This window comes from Eubacterium sp. SB2 (assembly GCF_001244405.1).
Lineage (GTDB): Bacteria > Bacillota > Clostridia > Lachnospirales > Lachnospiraceae > Faecalicatena > Faecalicatena contortus_B.
The window spans coordinates 603,226-627,677 of sequence record NZ_LN865152.1; the positions used below are offsets into that span (position 1 = coordinate 603,226).

General features: G+C 44.3%; 15 protein-coding genes. 4 read left to right on the forward strand and 11 right to left on the reverse strand.

From position 1 onward, the window contains the following. Window positions 1–99 precede the first annotated feature (99 nt). From BN1938_RS10245 to BN1938_RS10260, 4 genes are all read left to right on the forward strand, one after another. The gene (locus tag BN1938_RS10245; RefSeq protein WP_050640491.1) at window positions 100–1,704 is read left to right on the forward strand and encodes an amidohydrolase; all 1,605 of its coding nucleotides are present in this window, start codon (window positions 100–102) and stop codon (window positions 1,702–1,704) included. Window positions 1,705–1,726: 22 nt separating this feature from the next. Then, window positions 1,727–2,980: an MFS transporter gene (locus BN1938_RS10250; RefSeq protein ID WP_050640492.1), complete on the forward strand. Its 1,254-nt coding sequence runs from the start codon at window positions 1,727–1,729 to the stop codon at window positions 2,978–2,980. 27 nt (window positions 2,981–3,007) lie between these two features. Further along, complete coding sequence (locus BN1938_RS10255; RefSeq protein WP_050640493.1) at window positions 3,008–3,991, forward strand: sugar isomerase; 984 nt, start codon at window positions 3,008–3,010, stop codon at window positions 3,989–3,991. 99 nt (window positions 3,992–4,090) lie between these two features. Then, window positions 4,091–4,963: a PfkB family carbohydrate kinase gene (locus tag BN1938_RS10260; RefSeq protein ID WP_050640494.1), complete on the forward strand. Its 873-nt coding sequence runs from the start codon at window positions 4,091–4,093 to the stop codon at window positions 4,961–4,963. A gap of 127 nt (window positions 4,964–5,090) precedes the next feature. Here BN1938_RS10260 and BN1938_RS10265 read toward each other — a convergent pair whose 3' ends face one another. The 11 genes from BN1938_RS10265 to BN1938_RS10315 all read right to left on the reverse strand — a co-directional run bounded on the left by BN1938_RS10265 (window position 5,091) and on the right by BN1938_RS10315 (window position 24,452). Continuing rightward, window positions 5,091–5,900 (reverse strand): SDR family NAD(P)-dependent oxidoreductase, encoded by an 810-nt coding sequence (locus BN1938_RS10265; protein WP_050640495.1) that lies wholly within the window; start codon window positions 5,898–5,900, stop codon window positions 5,091–5,093. Then, window positions 5,897–6,820, reverse strand: coding sequence for a 2-hydroxy-3-oxopropionate reductase (gene garR, locus BN1938_RS10270; protein ID WP_148487165.1), 924 nt, complete (start codon window positions 6,818–6,820; stop codon window positions 5,897–5,899). The genes BN1938_RS10265 and garR overlap by 4 nt, the downstream gene beginning before the upstream one ends. Window positions 6,821–6,848: 28 nt before the next feature. After that, entirely contained in the window at window positions 6,849–7,787 is a 939-nt protein-coding gene (locus BN1938_RS10275; RefSeq protein WP_050640497.1) for a transketolase family protein, read from the reverse strand. 12 nt (window positions 7,788–7,799) lie between these two features. Further along, window positions 7,800–8,624: a transketolase gene (locus BN1938_RS10280; RefSeq protein WP_050640498.1), complete on the reverse strand. Its 825-nt coding sequence runs from the start codon at window positions 8,622–8,624 to the stop codon at window positions 7,800–7,802. 87 nt (window positions 8,625–8,711) lie between these two features. Further along, window positions 8,712–9,962 carry an alpha-L-fucosidase gene (locus BN1938_RS10285; protein WP_050640499.1) on the reverse strand — a complete coding sequence of 417 codons (1,251 nt, stop codon included), beginning with the start codon at window positions 9,960–9,962 and terminating at the stop codon, window positions 8,712–8,714. A 15-nt stretch (window positions 9,963–9,977) separates the two neighbouring features. After that, entirely contained in the window at window positions 9,978–10,808 is an 831-nt protein-coding gene (locus BN1938_RS10290; protein WP_050640865.1) for a carbohydrate ABC transporter permease, read from the reverse strand. A gap of 14 nt (window positions 10,809–10,822) precedes the next feature. Next, window positions 10,823–11,698: a carbohydrate ABC transporter permease gene (locus BN1938_RS10295; RefSeq protein ID WP_050640500.1), complete on the reverse strand. Its 876-nt coding sequence runs from the start codon at window positions 11,696–11,698 to the stop codon at window positions 10,823–10,825. Between the two features lie 128 nt (window positions 11,699–11,826). Beyond that, a complete protein-coding gene (locus BN1938_RS10300) occupies window positions 11,827–13,191 on the reverse strand; it encodes an ABC transporter substrate-binding protein (protein WP_050640501.1) in 1,365 nt (454 codons plus the stop codon). Window positions 13,192–13,536: 345 nt separating this feature from the next. Beyond that, a complete protein-coding gene (locus BN1938_RS10305; RefSeq protein WP_050640502.1) occupies window positions 13,537–14,223 on the reverse strand; it encodes a FadR/GntR family transcriptional regulator in 687 nt (228 codons plus the stop codon). A gap of 400 nt (window positions 14,224–14,623) precedes the next feature. After that, window positions 14,624–20,623 (reverse strand): DUF4011 domain-containing protein, encoded by a 6,000-nt coding sequence (locus BN1938_RS10310; RefSeq protein ID WP_050640503.1) that lies wholly within the window; start codon window positions 20,621–20,623, stop codon window positions 14,624–14,626. A 994-nt stretch (window positions 20,624–21,617) separates the two neighbouring features. Further along, window positions 21,618–24,452, reverse strand: coding sequence for an ABC transporter permease (locus BN1938_RS10315; protein ID WP_050640504.1), 2,835 nt, complete (start codon window positions 24,450–24,452; stop codon window positions 21,618–21,620).

Genomic DNA, 24,452 nt, shown 5'->3' on the forward strand with positions numbered 1-24,452 from the left:
TTCCTTGTTCATGATGACAAATTTCATTTCATTACAGATCCTCTATTGATTATATCGTAATATAATGATATGATGAATTTGTGAAAGGAAGGTGAGTAAATGGATATGGCATGTGATAGAATTCTGGTTTCATCAAGCATATATGATTCTGTTTCAAAAGAACCATACCAGGGCTATATTGTATTAAAGGATGGCCGCATAAGTGAAGTAGGAAAAGGAAAGCTGCCCGACGCTTATACCGCCGGGGGGCTGAAGGTACAAGACTGTAAAGACGGCACGATCTGTGCCGGATTCGGGGACACGCATACATTCTTTACCGGATACGTCATCGACAGTCTTGGTGTAAATCTTTCCCACTGCAAAACACTGAAAGAGCTGAGAAACTGCCTGGAATATCATATGGAAACTGCAGCCGGGAAAGGGGCCCTGTTCGGCAACCATCTGGAGAGCTGTTTTCTTCACAACAGCAGTGTCGATACCATATTGGAGGAGATCGGACAGGACACCCCGATTGTTCTCTTTGCGCCAGGCCACGGAACTTGTGCAATGAACCAAAGGGCAAGACAGGCTTTCGGTTTTGACCCGGAACACTGCCATGCAGAGGCTCTTTACAGGATCATGGGGCTCTATCTGAATGACAGACAGTTTATCGACCGGCAGCTCGAAGATTATATGAAGCTGCTTAACAGCCGCGGAGTTACATCTGTAAAAGAAATGGGGTTTGACGATTTCTATGGTTTCACAGACGTTTTAAAGGAACTGGAGAAGAATGAGAGACTGACACTGAGAATCTCCTTCATGTCCCAGCCCGTCGGAAAGCCCGCTGATATTAAATTCGGCCTGAAAATGAAGGAAACATTCCAAGGGGATTATGTAAGGTTTTCGGGTTTTAACCAGATGACTGATGGATTGATATTAAAAATGGAAGGCCATCTTCGTCAGCCGTACGAAGGGACAGACAGCGTATGTAACAAGGACATTGACTATAAGCAGCTGGAAAAAGAGGTGCTTCTGGCCGATAAAAACGGCCTGCGCTTTACGCTCCATTCCGAAGGGGACGGTGCATTCCACGAGATCTTAAACATTTACGACCAGTGTGAGCATATCAACGGACGCCTCAAAAACCGGCACGGCATTACAGATCTGGAATTGACTGAACCGGAGGATGAAAAACGAATGGCCAAAATGGGGGCATTCGGTGAGATCTATGCGCAGGTATATGCGCTTGATACTTATGACGGCTATGTCAATGCCTATCGGGATGTGATAGGCGCCCGTCAGGAACGGTATTTAAACTACCGTTCTCTGGCAGACCATGGAGTACGGTTGTGCGGTGCAACGGATCTGCCATTACTGATTCCCAGCATACCGGAATCTATATTTTACGGATGTGCTAATTTCGGCAGTGATAAGCAAAAACAGATCAATCCCCAGAATGGCCTGACTATTTCAGAGATGCTCGACGCCTGGACTGTGAACAGTCAGTTTGCCATGGAAAGAGAGGATGAGCTTGGCACATTAGAGACCGGGAAAAAGGCAGACATCGTGATTTTTGATCGTGATCTGTTTACAGTTCCGATGGACGAGATGCTGAATGTCCAGGTAAAGGAAACCATAGTAAATGGAAAAACAGTATATACCCAAAGGGTACCCCATCATGCATGCCCTGCGGGCAGATCAGCAGAGCTGAAAAATAAGGAATGAGAACATAAAAGGGAGGTTCATTATGTCAGAATCAAAAAAAGGAAAGTTAGGTGCTCGAACACTATTAATGTTATTTATTTTTGGATTTGTTAACGCAATCATGTACTGTTTCCCCTATGTAAGATATGTATTTTATGATCAGCAGATTGCGGCAATGGGAATTACAAATGAACAGTCAGGAGTTCTGATGTCCGCATATTCCTTTGCAATGATGGCTGCAATGATTCCGGGGGGAATCCTGGCAGATAAAATTTCAGTGAAAAAAGCAATGCTGCTCTCAATATTAGGGTCTTTTGTGCTGATCATCATTTATGCGCTTACAATGGACTTTAAAATTGCTTGTGTCATTTGGTTCTTTGCCGGATTGACAACCAATTTTGTATTCTGGTGTGCAATCACAAAGGGGGTCGGTATGATTGGCACAGAAGAAAACCAGGGAACCTGCTATGGGATCTACTATGCGTCATCGGGTATCATTTCCGCAATTTTGAATGCGATTTGCCTTTGGGCGAGCGGATTCGGCAGTGATGAGACAAAAGCATTTGTTATTGCAATGTGGGTTATGGCAGTGGGAACCCTGATCGCATTCTTTTTACTATTGGTCTTCTTCAAGGAGAAAGAGGTAAAATCTGATAATCCGGATGACACATTCCAGATTAAGCATATTGGGGTGGTATTAAAGAATCCTATGACCTGGATGTTTTCGATCATGGTACTCTGTGCTTATGGTTTGTATACGAGCTTGTCTTATTTCTCCCCATACCTGACAGATGTCCTGGGAGTACCTTTAGTAAATTCATCCTTAATCAGCATTGTACGGAGTAATTTAATGAATCTGCTTTGTCCTCTCGGCGGATATGTCATTGACAAAATTTTTAAGTCTGCAAACAAATGGTATGTCACTGCATTTACAGCCATGATTATTATCTATGCAGGCGTTATGATCATGCCGGGTACAGTAAGTTCCGGCGCAGCAACTTTTGTCTCTCTGCTTCCCGCAGCAGTGGCGATGATGCTGTACGGCGTCATCTGGTCCGGTTTAAAAGAATGTAAGTTTAAAGCGGCATACACCGGCACCGTAATCGGCATTGGTTCCGTGCTTGGCTATGCTCCTGACTTCTTCTATTTTCCAATCTTCGGAAGATGGATGGATACATACGGAAATGGGGCTTACAAAATGATTTTCGGCTTTTTAATGGTTACCGCTGTAATCGGAATCATTATGGCTATGCTGATGAAATTAAGAATCAAAAAAATGAGTGTTACAGGAAAATAATGTTCATATAAAAGGAGATTTTGTATAATGTTTATAGAAGATTTTGATGCAGGTAAGATGGTTGATGAGATCCAGAATAAAAACGGCAGAATTACAGAGGTCTATTTTGTCGCATGCGGAGGCTCTCTTATTGATTTATACTCCAGTAATTATTTTGTAAATAAAGAATCCGTTACCATGGTTGGGGAGTGGATTCCAAGCAAAGAATTTGTTCTGACACCGCCTAAGCGTCTGGGCAGCCACTCGTTAGTCTTTATCTGCTCACACGGAGGAAATACGCCGGAAACTGTGGAAGCCGCCGATGCGGCCGCCGATGCAGGGGCATTTGTCATTACTTATACGCATGACGCCGATAGTAAATGCGCAGACAGCAAATACCATGCAATTGTATATAAATGGATCGACGAGACATTGCAGAAGGATAAACCTATGTGTATAACCTATGCGGTTTTAAATGAATTGATCCACCGCCAGGAACCGGACTATAAGCTGTATGAGGCTATGAAAGACGGTATTATTAAGTGTGACCGGATCATCAGGGATGCCACAAAGAAATATCAGAACAAAGCATGGAATTTTGCTGAACACTATTATCAGGCGCCGTTTCTATATATCATGTCCTCGGGAGCTGCATATGCACAGTCTTACGGTTTTGCTATCTGCTCGCTGCAGGAAATGCAGTGGATGGACTGCTGCTACCTGAATTCGGCGGAATATTTCCATGGCCCGTTTGAGGTTACAGATGAAGACCACTTATATATTTTGATGATGTCTGTCGGCAAAACCCGGGAAATTGATCTGAGAGCCAAGGCATTTCTGGATAAATATGCAAAGAAATATGAAATTATCGATGCGGCGGAGTGCGGACTTGAAGGGATTGACCCTGAATGCGTGGACTACTTCAATCCTCCTTTGTTCTATGAGATGAGTGTATTGTACAGAACAGCAATTCAAAATAAAACCGGACATCCTCTGGATATGAGAAGATATATGGGGGTAGTGGAATATTAAATAACACGGCTTGTCCCGGAGATCATCCAATGATTCCGGGATGCCCGTTTTAATGGCAAAGGGGTCTGACCCCTCTTCACAGAATTGGAGGTTAAAATCATGAAATACGATGTTAGCGTAGTAGGATTTGGAGATAATGTGGTAGATATCTATACGCACACGAACACACAATATCCCGGAGGAAACTGTGTGAATTTTGCAGTATACTCAAAAATGTTCGGCGCCCGCAGAAGCGCATACATGGGATATTTCGGCGATGATCTGAATGCGGATCATGTGATTTCCGCTTTGCGCACGGAAGAGATCGAACTGGTCAAATGCAAAAAGATTCACGGTGAAAACGGGTATTCCCGCTGCAAATTGGAAGATGGCGACCGGGTGTTTCTGGATTATAACGAAGGCGGCGTAAGAAGCAGGCACATCTACGAATTGGACGAGTTTGATTTGGAATATCTGGCACAGTTTGATTTGGTTCACTGTGGAAACTACTGTTACATGGAAAGCCAGCTATCTAAGATTAAGGAGGCCGGTATTCCGCTATCGTTTGATTTCTCGGATGATTCAACTGATGAGTATTATGAAAAAAACGCTCCCCTCGTAACCTATGCCTTCTGTTCATTTGACGGAACGGATGAAGAGGTTCGGCAGCATTTAAAAAAAGTAGCGGCACTTGGGCCGGAAATCGTATGCGCATCCCGGGGAGCGCAGGGCTGTATGCTTTATTCAGACGGGAAGTTCTATACGCAGAAAGCGGCGCCCCTTAAAAAGGTTGTGGATACAATGGGCGCAGGGGACTCCTTACTAACGACATTCATGGTTGGATATCTGGATGCAGTAAAGCACGGCGCAGATCGGGAAGAGGCCCTTACCGGCAGCATTGTAAAGGCTGCAGAATTTGCAGCAAATGTCTGCCAGATGGAAGGCGCATTTGGCTATGGAAAAGAAGTGCTGATCGACAGATTGAGAGCATAGCGAGTGTATAACTCTGCCGGATAAAAACATTTAAATAAGATAGAAATAGAGGAAGCGAAACCCGCTTCCTCTATATTTTATGTTCTCCGCTGCCCTGTCCGGATTGCGGGGAATTCCATGGCCACAACTAAAACTCCGTATCATAGTCCCAGGGCTGTCCTCCGGCGATACACCCTCCGTCAACCCGAATTTCTGTCCCTGTAATGTAAGAAGATGCATCCGATGCCAGCATGATACACACACCTGTAATATCTTCAGGATATCCCGGCCGGTCTAAGGCAATCCTTTCCAGCAAATACCTGGAGCGTTCCGGATGCTCCCAGGTAGGCACTGTCAACGCAGTCTGAATATGTCCGGGACTTACACAATTAGCCCGAATATTGTATTTGGCCCATTCTACAGCCATAGACCGCGTTAAGGACAGAACACCGCACTTTGTAGCGCCATATACAGAACAGCCGCCAAGGATACTTCCCGTATTATGGGAACCAATATTAATGATGCTGCCTTTTCTTTGATTTTTCATAAATGGAGCCACTGCCTGGGTCACCAAAAAAACACCCTTCAGGTTAATATCCATGATCCTGTCATACGTCTCTTCCCTGACATCCATAAACCCTTCCCGTTTATTGATCCCCGCGCAGTTTACCAGCACATCAATCTGACCATAAGCCTTGCCGATCTTATCGATGCATTCTGTTACACAGTCCTTATTTGTTACATCCAGCAAATAGCTTGATGCCTTACCGCCCGCTTCTGTTATTCTATTTTGAATATCTGAAAGCAGGTTTTCATTTATATCGCAAAGAGCAATCCGGGCGCCGGCACATGCCATGCCCAATGCAATGGCGCTGCCGATTCCGCCCGCTGCCCCGGTAAAAACTACTACTTTATCTTCTAATGAAAACATCTTCTCCAGATTTTTCCCTACGTTCATTCTTGAATGCCTCCCTTGGCCTTAACACATACATCCGCTGTCTTTTCATAATATTTTGCTATGGCGCTGTGATCCTCCTGTCCATGCCCATCGGCATGAAGCTTCTGAAGCATTTCCATCACACTGGCTGTTAAGGGAAGCGGAACTCCGATTTCATGGCCTGTATCCAAGGCATTGTTCAAGTCCTTAATATGTAAATCGATTTTAAAACCTGGTTTAAAATTCCGCTCCATAATCATTGGGATTTTCGCGTTCATGACCGTAGAACCAGCCAGGCCACCTTTGATTGCATCAAACACTTTTTCCGGATCAACACCCGCTTTTGTGCTAAGCATAAAGGCCTCGGAAACAGCCGCGATGTTTAATGCAACGATAATCTGATTTGCAAGCTTTGTTGTATTCCCCGCGCCAATCTCCCCGCAGTATACTGCACTATTTCCCATCGTCATCAGTATATCATATACTTGTTCAAATACTTCTTTCTTGCCTCCTGCCATGATTGACAATGTTCCATCTACCGCCTTTGGCTCACCTCCGGACACAGGGGCGTCCAACATTTCAACCCCCTTTTCTGCACATGCGGCATAAATCTCCTGGGAAGCTAAGGGTGCAATAGAACTCATATCCACTAAAATGCTTCCGGCCGAAGCGCCTTCGAGAATTCCGTCTTTCCCCATAACGACCGTTTTCACATGAGGCGAATTTGGCAAAACGGTAATCATCATCTTACACTCCCCGGCAATCGCCTTCGCAGACTCGCCTTTTATTGCCCCATACTTTACCATCTGTTCCATGTTTTCTTTTATTACATCGTAGACAACAACTGTATGTCCTGCTTTTAATAAGTTTGCGGCCATTGGTTTTCCCATGATACCCAGCCCGATAAATCCTATTTTCATGTTAGACTCCTTTCGCTCCATCCTCATTGAACCATATTTTTGTATGCATCTACCCTGCTGCCTGTATATCCATCTCCTCAACCACTGTCATAATATGCTCTTTTGTAAGCCCATGATATGCAAGTACGTCCTGGTAATTATGCGCGCTGCATCCAAAAGTGTCTTCTATTCCTACAAATTCTATTGGGATGCATTCTTTTTTTAGTACCTCGGCAATGGCACTCCCCAGTCCGCCGACGATGCTGTGTTCTTCTGCCGTAACTACGCCTTTGCAGCCTTTTGTAATCTGAATCACTGCATTGGCATCCATAGGCTTTATGGTACTGACATTGACCACCTTCACAGAGATACGATCCTCAAGTTCCCTTGCCGCCTGCATTGCAAGCCCAACCATATATCCGGTAGCAAAAACCACCACCTGGGTTCCCTCTTTTAAAACTGTGGGCTCGCCAACTTTAAACTCCACGCCCTCTTCCGTTACATTTTCGTAGTCATTTCGGTTCAGTCTGATATAACATGGGCCTTCCATTTCAGTAACTGCCTTTACGGCAGATTTTGTCTCATTGGCATCTGCCGGTGAGATGACGGTCATATTCGGAATCGCCCTCATAATTGCAAGATCCTCAACCGCCTGATGAGTCGCTCCGTCGCCAAAATCGGAGAGTCCCGAAGAGGAACCACAGATTTTAACATTCAGATTCCCAATGGCAATGGTCTGGCGGATCTGGTCAAATGCCCGCCCTGCAGCAAACACAGCGAAAGAATTGGTAAATGGTATCTTCCCTGTCTGTGCTAATCCTGCTGCAACCGATGTCATGTTAGCCTCCGCAATGCCCATCTCATAATGCCTGTCCGGAAATTCTTTTTCAAACATCTTTCCCATTGTGGACCCGCCCAAATCTGCATCCAGCACTACAATGTTCTTATTCTCTCTTCCAAGCTCCACTAACGCTTCTCCATAAGCAATCCTTTGATTTTTACAGCTCATAGCCATCCTCCTCTATGCCAGTTCTTCTAATGCCTGCCCGTAAGTCTCAGCTGTCAGCATTCCATTATGGTAACCAACAACATTTTCTGCAAAACTGATGCCTTTTCCCTTAACTGTATTGGCAATGATCACCGTAGGCCGTTCTCGTTCCAGATCGGCTTCATCCAGGGCAGTAAGAATTTCCACCATATTATGGCCATCAATCTCCAGTACATTCCAGCCGAAGCTTTTCCATTTATCCGGCAGAGGATTGGAGTCCATGCGTTCTCTTACGATGCCGTTTGCCTGCAGGTTGTTCTTATCTACAATCGCAATCAGATTATCCGCTTTATAAAAGCCTGCTGCCATTGCAGCTTCCCATATCTGCCCTTCTGCCAGTTCACCATCCCCAATCAGTACGTATACATTCCGGTCTATGCTGTCTGCTTTCAGCCCAAGGGCCATTCCAAGCCCAATCGACAGCCCCTGCCCGAGCGAGCCGGTTCCGGCCTCTATTCCGGGTGTCTTTCTGACATCCGGATGCCCCTGCAGATAAGAACCGATCTCTTTCGTATTCTTTAGATCTTCCACCGGGAAAAATCCCGCTTCAGCCAAAGCCGCATACTGCAGAATAGCCACATGTCCTTTGCTAAGCAAGAATCTGTCCCTATCCTTCATTTTCGGATTCCTGCTGTCATAATGCATCTTATAAAAATAAAGTGCCGCCACAATATCTGCTGATGAATTGGAGCCTCCGATATGCCCCGCAACCCCGATTCCCATACTGATAATTACATCACGCCTTAATACTTTTGCTTGTTCAGTAAGCCTGCTAATCAGCTCTTCACTGTATTTCATTTTCAAACCCCCTTTTAAAGATCATCAATACTTTCGTATCTTACATTTTTTGTACGGACTGTACAGCCCTTTATTGAAAAGTTACCGTTATTCTAATTTTTGTATTTCAATCTCCCCCTCATATTCCGCACAGAGAACCAGATCCTTATCCAGCTTCCCATTCTTGGGCAAAAGAACCCTGAATCTGTATTCGTCCCTCGCCGGCTCATAGCTTTGGAAAAACTGCAGCTCTTCACGATTGTCTAAGATCATTACTTTCTTTATCTTTGTTTTTAAGCCGGTAATAAGAATTTCATACGGAAATTCGGGGTATTTAAATACATGTAAAAACATCTTGCTGTCATTGCCGGTTACTCTCCCCCAGCTTATTTCATACTGAAAGTCCATATTTAAATTGCACTTATAGATACTTTCGCCATTGAGGTCAAGCCACCGGCCTGCTTCATCCAGTACTTTACAACTGCCTTCCGGAACCTTCCCCTTCTCGTCCGGCCCGATATTTAATAACAGGTTCCCGCCTTTTCCTACTACGTCTACCAATTTATACAGCACATCTGAAGCGCTCTTCCAGTTATGATCTACCCTGGAGTACCCCCATGTATCATTCAGGGTCATTGGAGTCTCCCAGTCACCCGGGAAAGAAAGAACCGGGATTTCATTATCCGACATCTGTCTGTAGTCGCCCAGTTTATACCCTATCCGCCCGTTAACCAGGCAGTCTGGTTGCAGGCTCTTTGTATACGCCCTCAGTTCCTCACATAGATGAACCGGCATCACATATGGAGTATCAAACCACATAATTCCTACCTCTCCATAATTCGTAAGCAGCTCTTTCACCTGTGGTTTTACTTTATTATAGAAATATTTTTCAAAATCCTTCTCTTTATCCGGCTTGAAATCCCATTCGTTCCCCCATCCATTTTCATCTTCCCAGTCCTGCATCTGAGAGTAGTAAATGCCTAGTATCATTCCCTGTTTTCGGCATTCTTCTGCCAGCTCTTTCAATGGATCCCGTCGAAACGGCGTGTTCATAATGTTATAATCAGAAACTTCTGAATGGTACATTGCAAATCCGTCGTGGTGCTTTGCTGTAAATACAATATACTTCATCCCCCACTTTTTTGCTTTTCGTACAATATCCTCTGCGTCAAAATCCACAGGGTTAAAAGTTTCTGCCAGCTTCCGATATTCCTGAAGAGGAATTTCCGCATTTTTCATAATCCATTCTGCCCCATACGGAATCTTTTCCCCGTTATAGACGCCTCCAAGCATGGAATAAATTCCCCAATGAATAAATAATCCGTATTTAGCGTCCTTAAACCAATGATCTCTTGCCATTTTCCTTTCCTCCTTCTACCCTTTAACTGCGCCGGACATGACGCCGCTCTGGATTTGATTATGGAATAATACATATATAATAATGACTGGAATAACCGATAAAATAATAAAAGCGTACTGCGGTCCCATCTGCGCCGAGAATTCTCCCCAAAAGGACAGCATCGCCCTTGGAACTGTATACTTGGCCGGATCAGAAATCAGCGTAAGTGAGAAAACAAGTTCGCCGTATGCATAGATAAAAGAGAAAATCGCTTCTGTAGCAATGATCGGCTTACATATTGGCAGTAAAACAGAGCGTAATAACCGAAAATCACTGCACCCATCTATGATAGCTGCCTCATCAATCTCTCTGCTGACAGAGTCCAGAAATCCGGTGAACAGAAAAATTCCCTGTGCAAGGTTAAAGCATACATAAACTAAAACAAGGTAAGCAAAATTATTTTTCAGCCCCCAGCTTGCCGCCATAGATGATATCGGAATCAATGTTGAATGGATCGGTACCATGACTCCTACCACAAATAGCATGTAAGCATGTCTCGCAAAGAAAATATGTCTTTTCCTTGAAATCGCATAGGCCGCCATCATTGCTACGATTACTTCTATTACTGTTGTTGACAATGCCACAAGCAGTGAATTCCCAATGGAACGGAAGGAATGTCCCAACTCATTCGCCACCACATAATTTTCTATTTTCCAGTGTATCGGCAGATTCAATGCGCTTCGGTACATCTCATCATTTGTCTTAAATGACGAAATAAATACATACAGTAATGGAATAATTGTCGCAAGAAGCCAGACTCCGGCTATTGCATATAATATCAGTTTTTTCCAACTTCTTCTTTTCACCCTTATACCCCCTTTCAATATTCTTCCTGCTTAAATATCTTGTTGCAGCAGATACTTAAAACGACTCCCAGTATCAAGAGTATCATTGCGATCGCTGCACTGCGCCCCATCAGCTTAAAGGAATAGGCATTTAAATACAGCAGGATTCCAGGGGTGGAACTGGCCGCATTCGGACCTCCGCCTGTCATAGCCCAAATCATATCAAATTGCTTGATACAGCCTGTAATACATAAGATTGAATAGACCTTAAAAGAATTTTTACATAAAGGAAGCGTTATATAGCGGATTCTCTGCCATGCCGAGCAGCCGTCTATAACTGCCGCCTCATTCAGTGCTTCCGGAATTGTCACCAGGCCGGAACAGAAAATCAGCATATTATAGGCAGCCGACTTCCAGCAGTTTACTAACGCGACAATCCATACATTTAGCCCCGGGGTGTTCAGCCAGTCAAAATCCATAGACTGCAGGCCCAGGTTACGAATAATCTCCATAATAGCCCCATAGTTTGGGTTAATAAGATTCTTCCACATAACAGCAACGATCGTAGTCCCCAGAATTACCGGAAGATAATAGACGGTTCTGAAAAGGTTTTTTCCCCTGATCTTGGATGTTACCAGAAGAGCCAGGCCATATGATAGCGGCATCTGTATAAAGAAGCCCACTATAAGAAATATCCCTGCGTTTCCCAGTGAACGCCAAAACGTTTTATCCGAAAATATGAATCTGTAGTTTTCTATACCAACATAAGACTTTTTAACACTAAATATCCCATTCCAGGACTGAAATGATAATATGGCATTACTGATAATAGGATATATTACAAATATAACAAGAAGCGAAATTGCCGGAAGTAAAAACACAGCAGCAATCCAGTAGTCCTTTCTTTTCATACTTTTCCTCCTCATATGAATACATTCAGCCAATGAAGCCGGAATGGATATCACAATTCAAATTCTTTATAAAGAGGACCTCCATTTCTGCCATGCAGCCACACTTTTCATGGAGGCCCTTTCTCTTCTTATTCGTAATTTGCCAGGTTATCCATAATCTCTTTGCTTACCTCTTCGGCTGATGAACCGCTTCCCAATAGCTGGAGGGCATTTCTTACAACTGTGAGTTCCGCCGTATTCGTACTCGCCTGCGCCAGTTCCGCAACATAGGCCTCTGTTTGGGACATCAGCTCATTACACTCCTCAAACATGTAATTATCAATAATGCCTTCTGATGGAATTACGGAATATGTATTCGCATACTCTTTTACCAAACCATCAACAAACTCCTGGCTTGTCAGCCATTTCACCACTTTTAAGGAAGCTTTAATCTGGTTTACTGATTTATTCATTGTACAGATAAAATAGTTCTGAGAAGCGCCTCCCATATTGGCCGTTTCATATTGAGCATCAAAGTATGGTATCTTAGTCGCATGGATTGTCTGCTTTTTAAAGCACTCGGAATCAGACAGCAATGCCCCGCCCCTGGATAAGTCGATCATGAATGCACAGTCACCTGCGCCAAAATAAGAACGTTCTGCATTTACGTCAACACTTAAAACATTTTCTCCAAAGTATCCTTTGTCCTGCATATTTTTAATCTCCTGAATCAGACTGACGATTTCAGGACTTTCATATGTAAACTTTCTTTCTGCCAGCTCATTTTCAAAATCTGGTCCATATGACTTTACCGCCATCGCACTCAAGAGATGCCCATACCGGTAATTATCAGATTCTCCTACCATAAAAGGCTGATAACCATTGTTCTTCAGCACTTCACAGCAGTTTACAAGTTCCTCCCAGCTCTTGGGGACTTCCAGATTACATTTCTCTAAATATTCCTCGTTATAGTATAAAAGAAGTTCAAATGCTGACCATGGCGCACCGTAAAGACCTTCATGCCCATATCTTCCATAATCGACCATATTCCAATTTGCTTTTACAATCCCATTGTACCAATCCGGATCAGCTTCAAAATATGGTTCAAGGTTTAATACAATGTCAGATTCTACATAGTCCAGGCAGTTGGTTCCACCATACTGCATAAAGATGTCTGGTGCGTCTCCTGATGCAAGATCTGTTGAAAGCCTGTCGAGGTAGTCATTTTCTTTCATAATAAAAATCGGTTCGATTGTAATGCCATTATCGGATTCATTCCACTCATTCACCTTATCAATAAAATACTCACTCTCCGCATCTCCGCCGTCAGCATTGATACGATGATATAATTTTACAGTTGTTTCTTCTACTTCCATTGCATCAATGTCATATCCTGCATCCGCAATATCTCCCTGCGCTTTTTCCTCTTTTTTTCCGCTTCCGCATGCGCACAGCCCGACTAATACGGAGACTGACAGAAGACAAGCTACAATACGTCTCATTCTTTTTTTCATTATATTCTCCTCCTTTTCCTTTAAAAAGTGCCCTAACTCGCAACAGTTCCGGCTATCCCGAACTGTTACCTTTACTCAGATCATCTGCATGTCTCTGTAAACATCTCTCCCTTCTCTAAAAGTATCTCCTCCCTTCCGTGAAACTCTCACCAATAAGTCTGCCAAACGTTTGAACCGATAGCTCCAGAACACCAATCTGTTATTTGATTGTTGTTAGCTGATACTTGTATTACAGGTATGAGTAAAATATAACATACACTATCATTTTTTTCAATATATTTATTTTATCAAATCTATTTTTTGGCATATTGCACAATCCATTTTTGTTAGTATTCGGTTTCTCTTTCAATTGAAATATTCATAATTCTTTTCAATGTGTGCATTCATCATTTTTACAGCCTCTTCCTCATTACGGTTTTCAAATGCTCTAATAATCTGCTGATGATAATAAATACCATTCTCAAATCCCATTTTATCAATTACAGTATCCATTGACTGCTCCAAAACATCCTGCAAAATACTATTTGTTTTTATGAAAAGAGCATTTCTGGTAATTTGGGCGATCTTAAAATGAAATTTTAAATCTGCCTTGCTAAAACCTTTGATATCAGAATTATCTTTGCAGCTCACCATTTCTGCTAAAATAATCTTTAGTTCTTCGATATCTTTTTTCGTTGCACGGTTCACAGCCAGCTTTGTGCAGCCTGTTTCAATGATCTGCCTGAATTCAAACACCTGCGCATCTGACTGGTCTCCTAAATACATAACAGGTATCAAAGCATTCATGCTATCTCCGATATCAAGATTCCTGACATATGAACCATCCCCAAGCCTTGTTTCGATCAATCCCAGTGCATTCAGCTTCTGCAAAGCTTGCCGTACAGTAATCCTGCTTACTTCAAACAGCTCCGCCAATTCATTTTCTGATGGAATTTTGCTTCCAGGCGCCCACTCTCCATCAATCAGCATCTTCTTTAGCTGTAATAATACTTGTTCACCTACATTAACCCTTTTTATCGGCTTAATCCCCATCCTGCTACCTCCCATGTTCCATAATTTTTTATTCGTCATGCATATAATAAATCCAGATTGGGTCGGGATTTTAATTGAATGCATTTGATTCTTGTATGCTGTAATACAGCTAACACTATTATTGATGATTTCACTTCAATTGTCAATCATTGAATTCAATTACTTAAAGAATACCACATCCCCGCTGTAGTCAAATGCCCCAGCAGCTTATGCAGAAGGTTCTCCTGGTAGGCCGCCATCACCGCGGCTGGGATTTCTCCGTGATACGACTCCTGCGTCCAGGCAAAGGCTTCGCACAAGGATCAGCCTTGTCGACGGACGGGGAGGCTTTCGGCTATCCCTTCATGGAGCGTCCCCATCCGTACCGCGACTAAAGCGCGTCACTAACTCCCGAATTCTTTTATTCCTCCGATAACACGAATTTCTTTTCCTCTGTCTGCACGATTTCGCCTGTCTTCCGGCCGAATTTAAGACCTCTGTCTACCGCCTCTATTAGTGCCGCCCCGCTTCGTGCATATCCCATCGTCCTGATTGTATCACGGATCAGGTCGTCTTTCGCCAGTGCCCCCTTCTCCTGTAATGTCTTACAAACAGCATTCTTCAATTCCTGTTGGCAGATGTCGGCCGGCGTGCGTTTATCATCCGCATTCACATCTATACGATAGAGATTATATGACTCCGGATTCTGTCCCTCTTTCCAATAGAATTTCATGCCGTTTTGTCTGTTTGCCTTTAAGGACATTTTTTTTATTACTTTATCGGTGGCTTCGATTGTCTGTGCACTCGCTCTGCCAATCTCAAATCCCCGAAGCGTCTTTTTGAGCAGACGCTCATAAGAAATTGGCGCCTCTTTGTCCAGAATATCGTTCATTTTCTCCTCAATAAGTTTCATAGAATCCTTCGCAGCATATGCCGCTGTGGTAATTGGTGTGATCGCTACATCCGCGGACTCATATTCTATGCATTCATATCTTTCTGAATGTATACTGTCGAAAGATTCCGTCTTTTCTTCTGCTTTTACTGCAATCATCTGTGAAGGTTCGTCGGCCATTAAATCATTTTGAACAAACTTTACTTCCGCTGAAAATACAGGAGGTTCGATCTCACTCTCTTTCACATTGTCACCAGGAACAGTGTTCACCTCAGACAGAACACTTCCTGCATGTTCTTTATCTTCCTGTTTGACAGTCTCTCCCTGCAGAACCTCCTCTGTTGACTCCGCTTTGGCGTCTGCCACGTTTGCATCATTTCCCCCTTCCAGAGCATTCAGCATTTCTGCCTGGACAGCCCTTTTCTTAATGGCTGCCTCAGATTCCTCCTGCTTTCTCTTCTCGAGAAAATTCAAAAGTCTTGAAATTTCTTTTTCTCGATTCTCCCACCAGTCCATCGTCCAGATACGATAAAGTTCCCAGCCCAGCCCCTTTAAAACATTTATCTGGGCCACTTCGCGATCCTTCGTGTTGGCTGATTGCCGATAGGAGTCCCCGTCTAGCATGATGCCGATTAAGTATTCCTCATTATTATAAGGATTTACAACTGCAATATCCACCTTAAAATCGGAACGGCCAACATCTGTCTGGCACTGGTATCCCGCCTCGTTAAGCTTCTGGCAAATACGCTCCCTGATCCCCTGTTTTTTCCGTGTCTGGCTGCCCGTATTCTTTATCTGCATCCTGCCCTTTTCCGCAAACTCCAAAAAATTCTTTAAGGCCTCTACCCCTTTTGATTTTGTACGCTTTAAGTCTATCATGTCAGAGGTCAGTGTAGTGAATACAACCATTTCACATCTTGCCCTCGATACAGCAACATTCAGGCGCTTCCAGCCGCCTTCTTTGTTCAGCGGTCCGAAATTCATCGTTAGCTTTCCTTCTGCATCCGGGCCAAAGGATACAGAAAACAAAATAATGTCCCTTTCATCCCCCTGAACATTTTCCAGGTTCTTAACAAAAAGCGGTTCATCCCCCTGGCTTGCCCATATGTCGAATTTATCATCTTTGCGAAATTCCTCCTGCAAAAGATCCTCGATCAGTGTCTGTTGATTTATATTAAAGGTAACAACCCCTATCGTCAATTCACGTAAAGCAGAGTTCTCATAACGGCGTTTGATTTCCTTTACGATTGCGCGGGCCTCTGCTTCATTTACACGGCTCTTTCCCCGATCAAAGAAGCCATCCACCTTCTTCATACTTACTCTTTGCTCCCGATCATTTACGGACGGGAAAGTCAGCATATGGTTTTCATAAAACTCCTGATTGCTAAATGTAATCAAGCTCTCATGTTTGCTGCGATAATGCCATTTCAGATAGGCCTGCGGCATTCCGAGGGCAAGGCAGTCATCCAGAATACTGTCAAGATCCTCGATATCCAAATTGTCTTCGTCCACCGTGCTTCCTGCAAAGAAGCTGGTTGGCGGCATTTGATTCGGATCCCCTACGACTACAACATTTTCTCCACGCGCCATAACGCCAACTGCTTTACAAGTGGGCAGCTGGGAAGCTTCATCAAATACAACAATATCAAACAACTTCCCGTCTGCTGCTAAATACTGGGCAACAGAAATCGGACTCATAAGCATACACGGACAAAGCCGGCTTAACGCTTGGGGTATTTGTTCAAATAATGCGCGTATGGAAAGCCCTCTGCCATTACTGCTGATTGCACGTCTGAGTATATTCAGCTCCCTGCTCATCTCCACTGACTCATAGCCATCCGGCAGCTGATGGATCAGCCTATAAAACATTTCTTCCTTTGTCAATTCCATGAATTCCTGATCCAGCTTTTTAAACTGTAGAATTCTTTCATTGAATCCGGTTCCTGTAAAACCGTTTAGAACCGGTTCCTTCTGGATTAGCAACAGGGCAATCGCCTTATAGATGGATCGTAAGTATACATCCAGCACTGCCTCATGAGCAAGGCCCTCCTCATAGGCGTCACAAATAGAAGACAGCCCGGCCTGTCTGCATTCTTCTGATGATTGAAGGTAAATAATCCAGTCTTTAATAGATGAGGCATTATCCAGCAGTTTATTACAAAGTTCGATTCTGCTGTCCGGCCAATCCTCTTCCGTTTCATCAAATGTCAGCAAGAGCAGTTCTCTTGCTGCTGTCTCTGTCCTGAAAAGTATATCGAAATTTGCAATTACCTCTCCGGCCTTTTTTAGACAGTTATTTAACTGGTCACAATCTTTAAGCTGCCGGATTTGTTCCATAAACGGTGATATTGCTGCAATCTGCGCTGTTATCTCTTCCTGATACTTCCTGAATTCTGCAGGTGTACCGAATTCTTGTGCAACCCCGCCCCAATCTGAAGGCAGATTTTTTTCTAACTCTGCCACTTCCTTTACTTCCTGTTGATAGAATGAGACATCCGTAAGCAGTGCCGGTATCTTATCAGTCTCTACCCGGAAGTCTGCATATGCCTGGAGCTCCGCTGTCAAAGCTGCAAGTGCTTTCCCTTTGCCAAAGAATTTTTTATTGGCCTCTTCAAATCGTCTGCGAAAACTTTCCATATCCATCCTCAGGAAGTTTTCATTCCATTTCCCCATGAAAACTGCTGTCTTTTGACTCAAAGCATATTTTCTCTGCAGAAATGCATCCGGCGCTTCAAATACTCGTTCAATTAAGTCAGCATTTAACAGAAATGACGGGATATTTTCCACATACCGGACGCTCTTTGCACAACTTCTTATTTGTTCCATCCCGGATCGGCTGACAGGGATTGCCTGTCCCATTACTCCCGCAAAGGCTGAAGCAGCATTTTTATAATTTATCAATGCCTCTTTATATGCCGACACAATTCTGGTTAGTTCTATTTTTAAACTCTGACTGTATTCGATTTGCTGCACTGCCATTAAAGGGTGTCCGTGAGGATGCCCGACAGCCCGCCCTGCGGCAACCAATCGTTCCAAAATATGTCTATGATTATCCAGGCTGCTCTGGGCTAATCCTGACACAAAAGCATCCTCAAAGTAAACTTCCTTTCCATGATCCGGAATGTATTCATAAATATCGATTAGTTCGCGCAAACTGTTTCCAAATCCCCTGCGCTTATGAAGCGCCTGCACATAAGCATCCAGATCCATTCTCATTCTGCGTATATCTTCAATTTTTTTATCATAATCAGTCCGCACGCCCTGCGCATGCAGTTCGAGTCCGCGCTTTAACTGACCCAGCACACTTTTTTTAGCCGCCTTCTGGGAATGTAATTCAAGGCAGAAATCCCCTATACCTAAGGCTGCCAGTCGTTTCTGCACCACTTCCAGTGCTGCCATTTTTTCTGCAACGAATAGAACGGTCTTTCCCTTTGTAAGCGCATTGGCTATCATGGCGGTAATCGTCTGGGATTTTCCCGTCCCCGGAGGCCCATGGAGTACAAAACTGACGCCGCCGGCAGCCATGTTGATCGCACGAAGCTGCGAAGAATCGGCTGTAACCGGCAGATAAGCTTCATCTGTATCTACGCTTTCCGGTATTGTGCAGTCCCAGTCGACAGCGCCGTTTATCAGGCTTCGCACTACTTTATTTCTTTCCAGGAACTCTGTTTTGTTATGAATATCATTCCACATTACAAACTGTGAAAAAGAAAAATTACCAATAAAACCGGACTCAATCACATCCCACATCGTTTCATCCATGATCCCATGCCGTACAGCTGCAAATATCTTATCAATGTCCAGGCCGTGTTCATCCACAGGGACGGGACTGAGGCCATTAATTACAAGGTCAAAGTTCTGCTTTAAAAATTCCAGCAGTGTAATATTTATCTGGGCATCTTCGTCTCTCATACGGAGTACATACCCTTTGCTTGCTGATTTTCTGGTGATTTCTATCGGAATTAAAATAATGGGTGCATATCGGGGAGTTGTACTCTTTTTTCCCTCAAACCAGCGCAAAAGACCTAGTGCCAGATACAGCGTACTAGCTCCATTTTCTTCCATTGACGTCTTTGCAGAACGGTACATCCTGGTTAGGCAGCCATTTAATTCCTTTTCCGAATAAATAGAATGCAGCCTTCGGTGCCGGCTTTCCAATGCGATTAAATCTGCATAAGGCCCTAATACATTGGTTGTCTCCGCGCTAAAGGTGTCCACATTGTTCAGGTCCCATTCCAATGGACGGGGAAGTACTTGAAACTCTTCGCCGTCAGCCAGGGCATCCTCCAGAACCCCCACCGATGCAGATAATAAGGGCACTACTGCTTTGGTAAGACGCATATTGATAAGCATGTTGCGCAGGCTCATGTCCAAAAGCTTCCGCTCCCACTGTTTTTGTTTTGTAACCCGCTCAATTGTCCTTGCATTGCTATATTCAAATGTATCCCCCAGGCTGCTTGGCGCACTGGTCACACCCGATTCTTCCCTGTCCGTATGTTCTACTACGTACCCCTTATCCGTTTTTATGCGGATAGGCAGTGGTCTGACTCCGCTCCTTCTGGCACGCATTATATCAATCGCAAAAACAAAATCCGGATAGCTGCCAACTGCATATACAGCCATCTGAATTGCCGTATCAAAATGATTGCTCTTCCCTGCGCACATGGCTGTACACTCAACAACAAGCAGCTCATGTATCCCATTTGCCATCCGCTTCTCCAATTGGGACGGATCATCTACAATTGGATCCGCAAAGGATTCCTCTACAAGCCAGACGCCGGCAAAGATATGCCCCTTCATCAGAACCATGATTGGGTGCAGGCCCATTGCCTCCAGACAAGAGACGTAAAGCAGTGTCATATCCAGGCAAGTGCCCAGATGCTGCTCCATAACGGCTTCACAGAGACGAACACGCTGACCTACTTCTTCAAAACTGGACGGCGGTACCGCATAAGTTATATTGTTCTCCTGAATAGCAGCATACGCTGCCGCCGCCATCATTTTCACACGGTTCGGATCATGACTTTGGTACCCTTCCAAAGATGGACGGCCCGCCCACTTATCAAGCCACTTAGATGCCGACTGCAAAAGTCCTGTCACAACGGGATGGTTCGGGGTAACGAATGTGGCCAGTAAATCCGGGAAATATCTGAGCCCCGGCCATTCATCATAAGCCAATGCAATGATATCCCGGTTCTCTGATACCAGTTCATCTTCGCCCTGAAAAATACCGATATAAAGGATCCCGGAAACGCGTTCAGTCAATGATGCCAGGTATTCTCCCTTGATCAGAATTTTCAGATTGCGAATCTCCAGTTCCTCCCCTGCCTGCAAAATCTCTACTGCCTGCTGATAGGGTTCTGTCAGGTCTATATCTGTGTGTATCCTGATAACCAGGTTACCTATCTCTGCGTCCGTTGTATTTTTAATACGGATACTCCTGATAAGTTCCAGCCCATTCTGCTGTAAGGCATATGTAAAAACATCATTGATCTGAGCGGATATCTTTAAACTTTTGTTCTCTTCCATAATATATTCTCCTCAAAAGTATAATTTTTTATCAGCCTTAAAACGACCTATCGGCGGGCAGAGGTAATTCCGCCAGCTATTAGGCGCCTGCTGTCGAATGGTTCACTTCTCCCCGGTTGGTTTTTTCCCTTCTATACTCTTTTGCATATACTGCAGAAGATGGGCAGACTTTTACAAAATAAAAAATCTGCCCATTAAAATTTAATTTAAACTTTTAATGTGAATATCACAATCCTTTGTATATCTGCCCGCGACTCCCAGCATCAATTACTGTGATAATCAGCTTTCTATTGTCAATGGTATAGATAATCCCCCATTCCTTTTTTACAATCGGCAAGTATATAATCTTTTCTTACTCGGACATATTCACACCTCTATTTCAAGTTGCTCCTATATATGCAAATAGGTTTACCTATATTATATCCGACTAATAGCTGGAATTCAACCAAAAGCCAAGACAGGTCTGAGCATTTATTGCACAGACCGAACGAAAGAGGCATCCTGTTCCCGCTCTGCTTCAGTCCGTTCTAAACTTGCGCTGCTAGCGCACATCACCATTCCCCGCAGGCAAATTTCAATGTGCTCGATGCGTATTAGTTCAGATCTGCCTGAACTGTTACACCCGTTTTCAGAATTTCTTTCAAAATTTAATGAGGGTACTTGAAAAATTCAAGTACCCTATGTATAATTTACTTAGAAGTAATCAAAAGACTTACGCTTGTCTAATGATTTCGCTTCGGATATCTGTAGTAATTTATAGTTACCAGCTATCCTCTATTGCAGTAGAGGATAGCTATTTTTTATCATGATGATTATCTATGTAAGCTAATGCTGCAAAAATTACCAGCACTAATGTCAACACTTCGAGTGTATTCATGCTACATGTCCTCCTTCGTTTATTTCCGAAGGAAACCACCAGACTATCCTCTGACCTCTTTTCAATTATACAAAGCTATTTTACCATGCAGCCATCACTAATTCAATTGTTCTGCAGTTAACTATCAAACACTTTTTTCCTTCGAAACATCATCTCCGGAATCACCAGACAGATCCCCGCCAATCCGGCAACCAGTACAATCCCCCATCCCACCGGATATCTGAACACATAATAGGAAAGCCTCTGCTCCATATAAATACAAATCAGCTTCAAGATCCCGCTTCCCACCGTCAACATCAGAACTGCCACAATCAGGCAATAATACAGCCCCTCCGCCGCCAGCATCCTTCGCTCCTGCCGCCGGGTCATGCCTACACTTTCCATAACCTCCAGTTCTCTTTTCCTGGACAATATTCCTGTGATCATAACATTAAAATAGTTCGTCAGCCCTGCAAATAATAACACTGCGCTGATGCTTCCAAGAATCAGCCGGTTCCCTCTGATATAATTGGCCGCCTCTGCCAGCAGGTCCGATTTGCTGATGCAGAAGATTCCTGCCTCCCCGTTCTCCTCGTCTGCTCCTGTTCCTGTCATCTTTTCCCGCCTCCGGTTCTCCCGGGATATCATATTTTGAATCGCTGTCTTTATTTTTGGCTCCTTTTTTTCATCCACATTCAATTCCATATAAAGCGTTTTTTTCTCCGTAGGCAGCTTCTCAAAGCCCTCCCTGCTGATCAGATAATAAACCATTCCCTCTGCCCCATGCCAGGTCTGCCGTATATCAGGAAATCCTTCTGCACGGTTATCCAGGTAGCCGCTTAAAGTAAACATATCCGACTGTTTTCCTCCAAGCGCCTCTTCCTCTATTACGCTGTCTCTCTCCTTTGGACTCAGCTGATTCCAAATCATCCAATCTTTCTTAGACCGCATTGTCGTAAAATACAGCTGTTCTCCCACGCTATCCTTTGCCAGCCTCTCCTGTTTCGGTGAAAGCTGATGATCATGGAGAATCATCACGCCGGTGCCATTTTCCAGGCTGTCCATATCCACCGGCAATTGATTGTCCTCCACATACTGCCGCAGAGCGGCAATCTCCCCGTCACTCAGAATCTGGACGACATCTTCAAGTCCGCCTTCAATCATGGCATAGTTTTCACCATATCCGACGCCTTCTATTACCTGAGCGTTTTCATTAAATGAATCTCTTTTATCCAGTAAGGGCATCACGCCTTTTCTGGAAATAGTGGAAGTCATATAAGCCCCTTCCATGATGTATGACTTCTCTTGATCCACCCCGTCAAGGCTTAATAAGGCTTCTCTGACTGCTGAGGAAATGGGGGAAAACTCATCATAGGAATTGCCATATAATAAGTATAGGATATCCCCTTCTGTCAGCATCGGATCTTCACCCACATCTCTCGATTTATACTCCCTGCCGTATCCCTGTTCCTTCCCCCACTCACTGAATTCACCGGCAATCAGAAAGTCCGGACGCTGCTCGATCACATGCACATAATCACTGCCCCTAGTAATAACAACAGCCCCCAGAAAGGTTTCTATCCCAAGAAACAGGGAAAACACCGTCAGTAAAAATCTTCCCCGATGTCTGGTCAGATTCTGCCATGCCATGTACCACAGTTCCCCGGCAGCGCTTCTTTTTCGCCTCTTATGTTTTATTCGTACCCGCTTCGTTTCTGTCTTTCTCCATTTTGCCTTCTTTTGCCGGTTTCTTATCAGACCGGTATAATTCATACTCTCCACACAGGATACATTTACGATGTGGTGAATGACTCCTGCCGCTGCGCTTATGGTGAGCATTACTGTAAATACGATGGAAGCCGCCAGAAGCCCCGGCCGGAAGATCTGCAGTTCTCTCGCGCCTCCATATCCGCTTAAGTACTGGTTCCCCAGTATCTCCGGTATCACTGCCAGCAAAACAAAGGCTGACAGAAGTGTCCCTGCCAGCACCCCTGGAATTAAGATTCTCAGAATCTGCCCCAAATAAATTCTTTGCATCTGTTTTTTCGTTGTCCCGATTGTATTTAAAAGCCCCATCTGGCGGATGTCTCCTGCCATAGAGATCTGCATCACATTTTGGACCAGGAAAAACATACCGCCCAGGATAAGCAGTCCGCCAAATGCGGCCATGCCATACCCTCCTGCCAGCCGGCTGACTGCATCGCGGGCATAAGTATTGGCAGCGGTAATCTTCGCTTCAGACGCCTTTTGGGAGACATCCTGATATAAACGCTCTTCCGTCTCCTGCCAGTCCATATGATCAGACTGGCAGATCAAAATATCTGCTTCTTCCCAGATATGATACCCCCAGTCCTCCACTTTCTGCTCTGCTATATATCCCACTGCCGAATTGGACGTCTCCCCCACATAGTCTGTATACCAGCCGCTGAGACGGAATTCTTCCTGTTCCGTGCGGATCAGTCCGATACTTACCGTAAGGCCGATCCGCATCCCCATCTCCGGATGATCAATACCCAGACTTTTCAGCGACCTGGCAGAAAGCATAATCTCCTGCTTTTCCTTTGGATAGTGTCCGTGAATATCCGTATAAGCCGGTTTCCTAATCTCCTCCCACGCCGCATCATCCAGCGCCTGGATCCTGCAGATATACTGATCGCCGTCAGCCGCCTCTCCCAGAGTTACACACCTTCCTGCCCGCTTCACATAACGGAGGGAACAAACCTTCCCATACTGAGACTGGTCTGCATTCTCGATGCAGACTGATGCTGCGGTTCCTGCCGCCCTTACTGCCTTCGTATATTCTGCCTGAACCTTCCCGAATGAGATTCCAAATACCATGGTCAGCGTAACAATACACAAAATAACCGTTCCCAGGAGAATCCGGTTTCTGCCCTTATTGCATTTGCCAATCTCTCTTGAAAGCATTTTGACCACCTGTTTGTTTTGATTCGGGGTAAATCCTTTTCCTGCCAT

Bases quoted from the DNA above. Each gene is read 5' to 3' on its own strand.
- BN1938_RS10245 (WP_050640491.1), top strand. From the start codon at position 100: ATGGATATGGCATGTGATAGAATTCTGGTTTCATCAAGCATATATGAT.
- BN1938_RS10315 (WP_050640504.1), bottom strand. From the start codon at position 24,452: ATGGCAGGAAAAGGATTTACCCCGAATCAAAACAAACAGGTGGTCAAA.
- BN1938_RS10265 (WP_050640495.1), bottom strand. From the start codon at position 5,900: ATGAACGTAGGGAAAAATCTGGAGAAGATGTTTTCATTAGAAGATAAA.
- garR (WP_148487165.1), bottom strand. From the start codon at position 6,820: ATGGAGCGAAAGGAGTCTAACATGAAAATAGGATTTATCGGGCTGGGT.
- BN1938_RS10250 (WP_050640492.1), top strand. From the start codon at position 1,727: ATGTCAGAATCAAAAAAAGGAAAGTTAGGTGCTCGAACACTATTAATG.
- BN1938_RS10275 (WP_050640497.1), bottom strand. From the start codon at position 7,787: ATGAGCTGTAAAAATCAAAGGATTGCTTATGGAGAAGCGTTAGTGGAG.
- BN1938_RS10255 (WP_050640493.1), top strand. From the start codon at position 3,008: ATGTTTATAGAAGATTTTGATGCAGGTAAGATGGTTGATGAGATCCAG.
- BN1938_RS10280 (WP_050640498.1), bottom strand. From the start codon at position 8,624: ATGAAATACAGTGAAGAGCTGATTAGCAGGCTTACTGAACAAGCAAAA.
- BN1938_RS10310 (WP_050640503.1), bottom strand. From the start codon at position 20,623: ATGGAAGAGAACAAAAGTTTAAAGATATCCGCTCAGATCAATGATGTT.
- BN1938_RS10300 (WP_050640501.1), bottom strand. From the start codon at position 13,191: ATGAAAAAAAGAATGAGACGTATTGTAGCTTGTCTTCTGTCAGTCTCC.
- BN1938_RS10260 (WP_050640494.1), top strand. From the start codon at position 4,091: ATGAAATACGATGTTAGCGTAGTAGGATTTGGAGATAATGTGGTAGAT.
- BN1938_RS10295 (WP_050640500.1), bottom strand. From the start codon at position 11,698: ATGAAAAGAAAGGACTACTGGATTGCTGCTGTGTTTTTACTTCCGGCA.
- BN1938_RS10285 (WP_050640499.1), bottom strand. From the start codon at position 9,962: ATGGCAAGAGATCATTGGTTTAAGGACGCTAAATACGGATTATTTATT.
- BN1938_RS10305 (WP_050640502.1), bottom strand. From the start codon at position 14,223: ATGGGGATTAAGCCGATAAAAAGGGTTAATGTAGGTGAACAAGTATTA.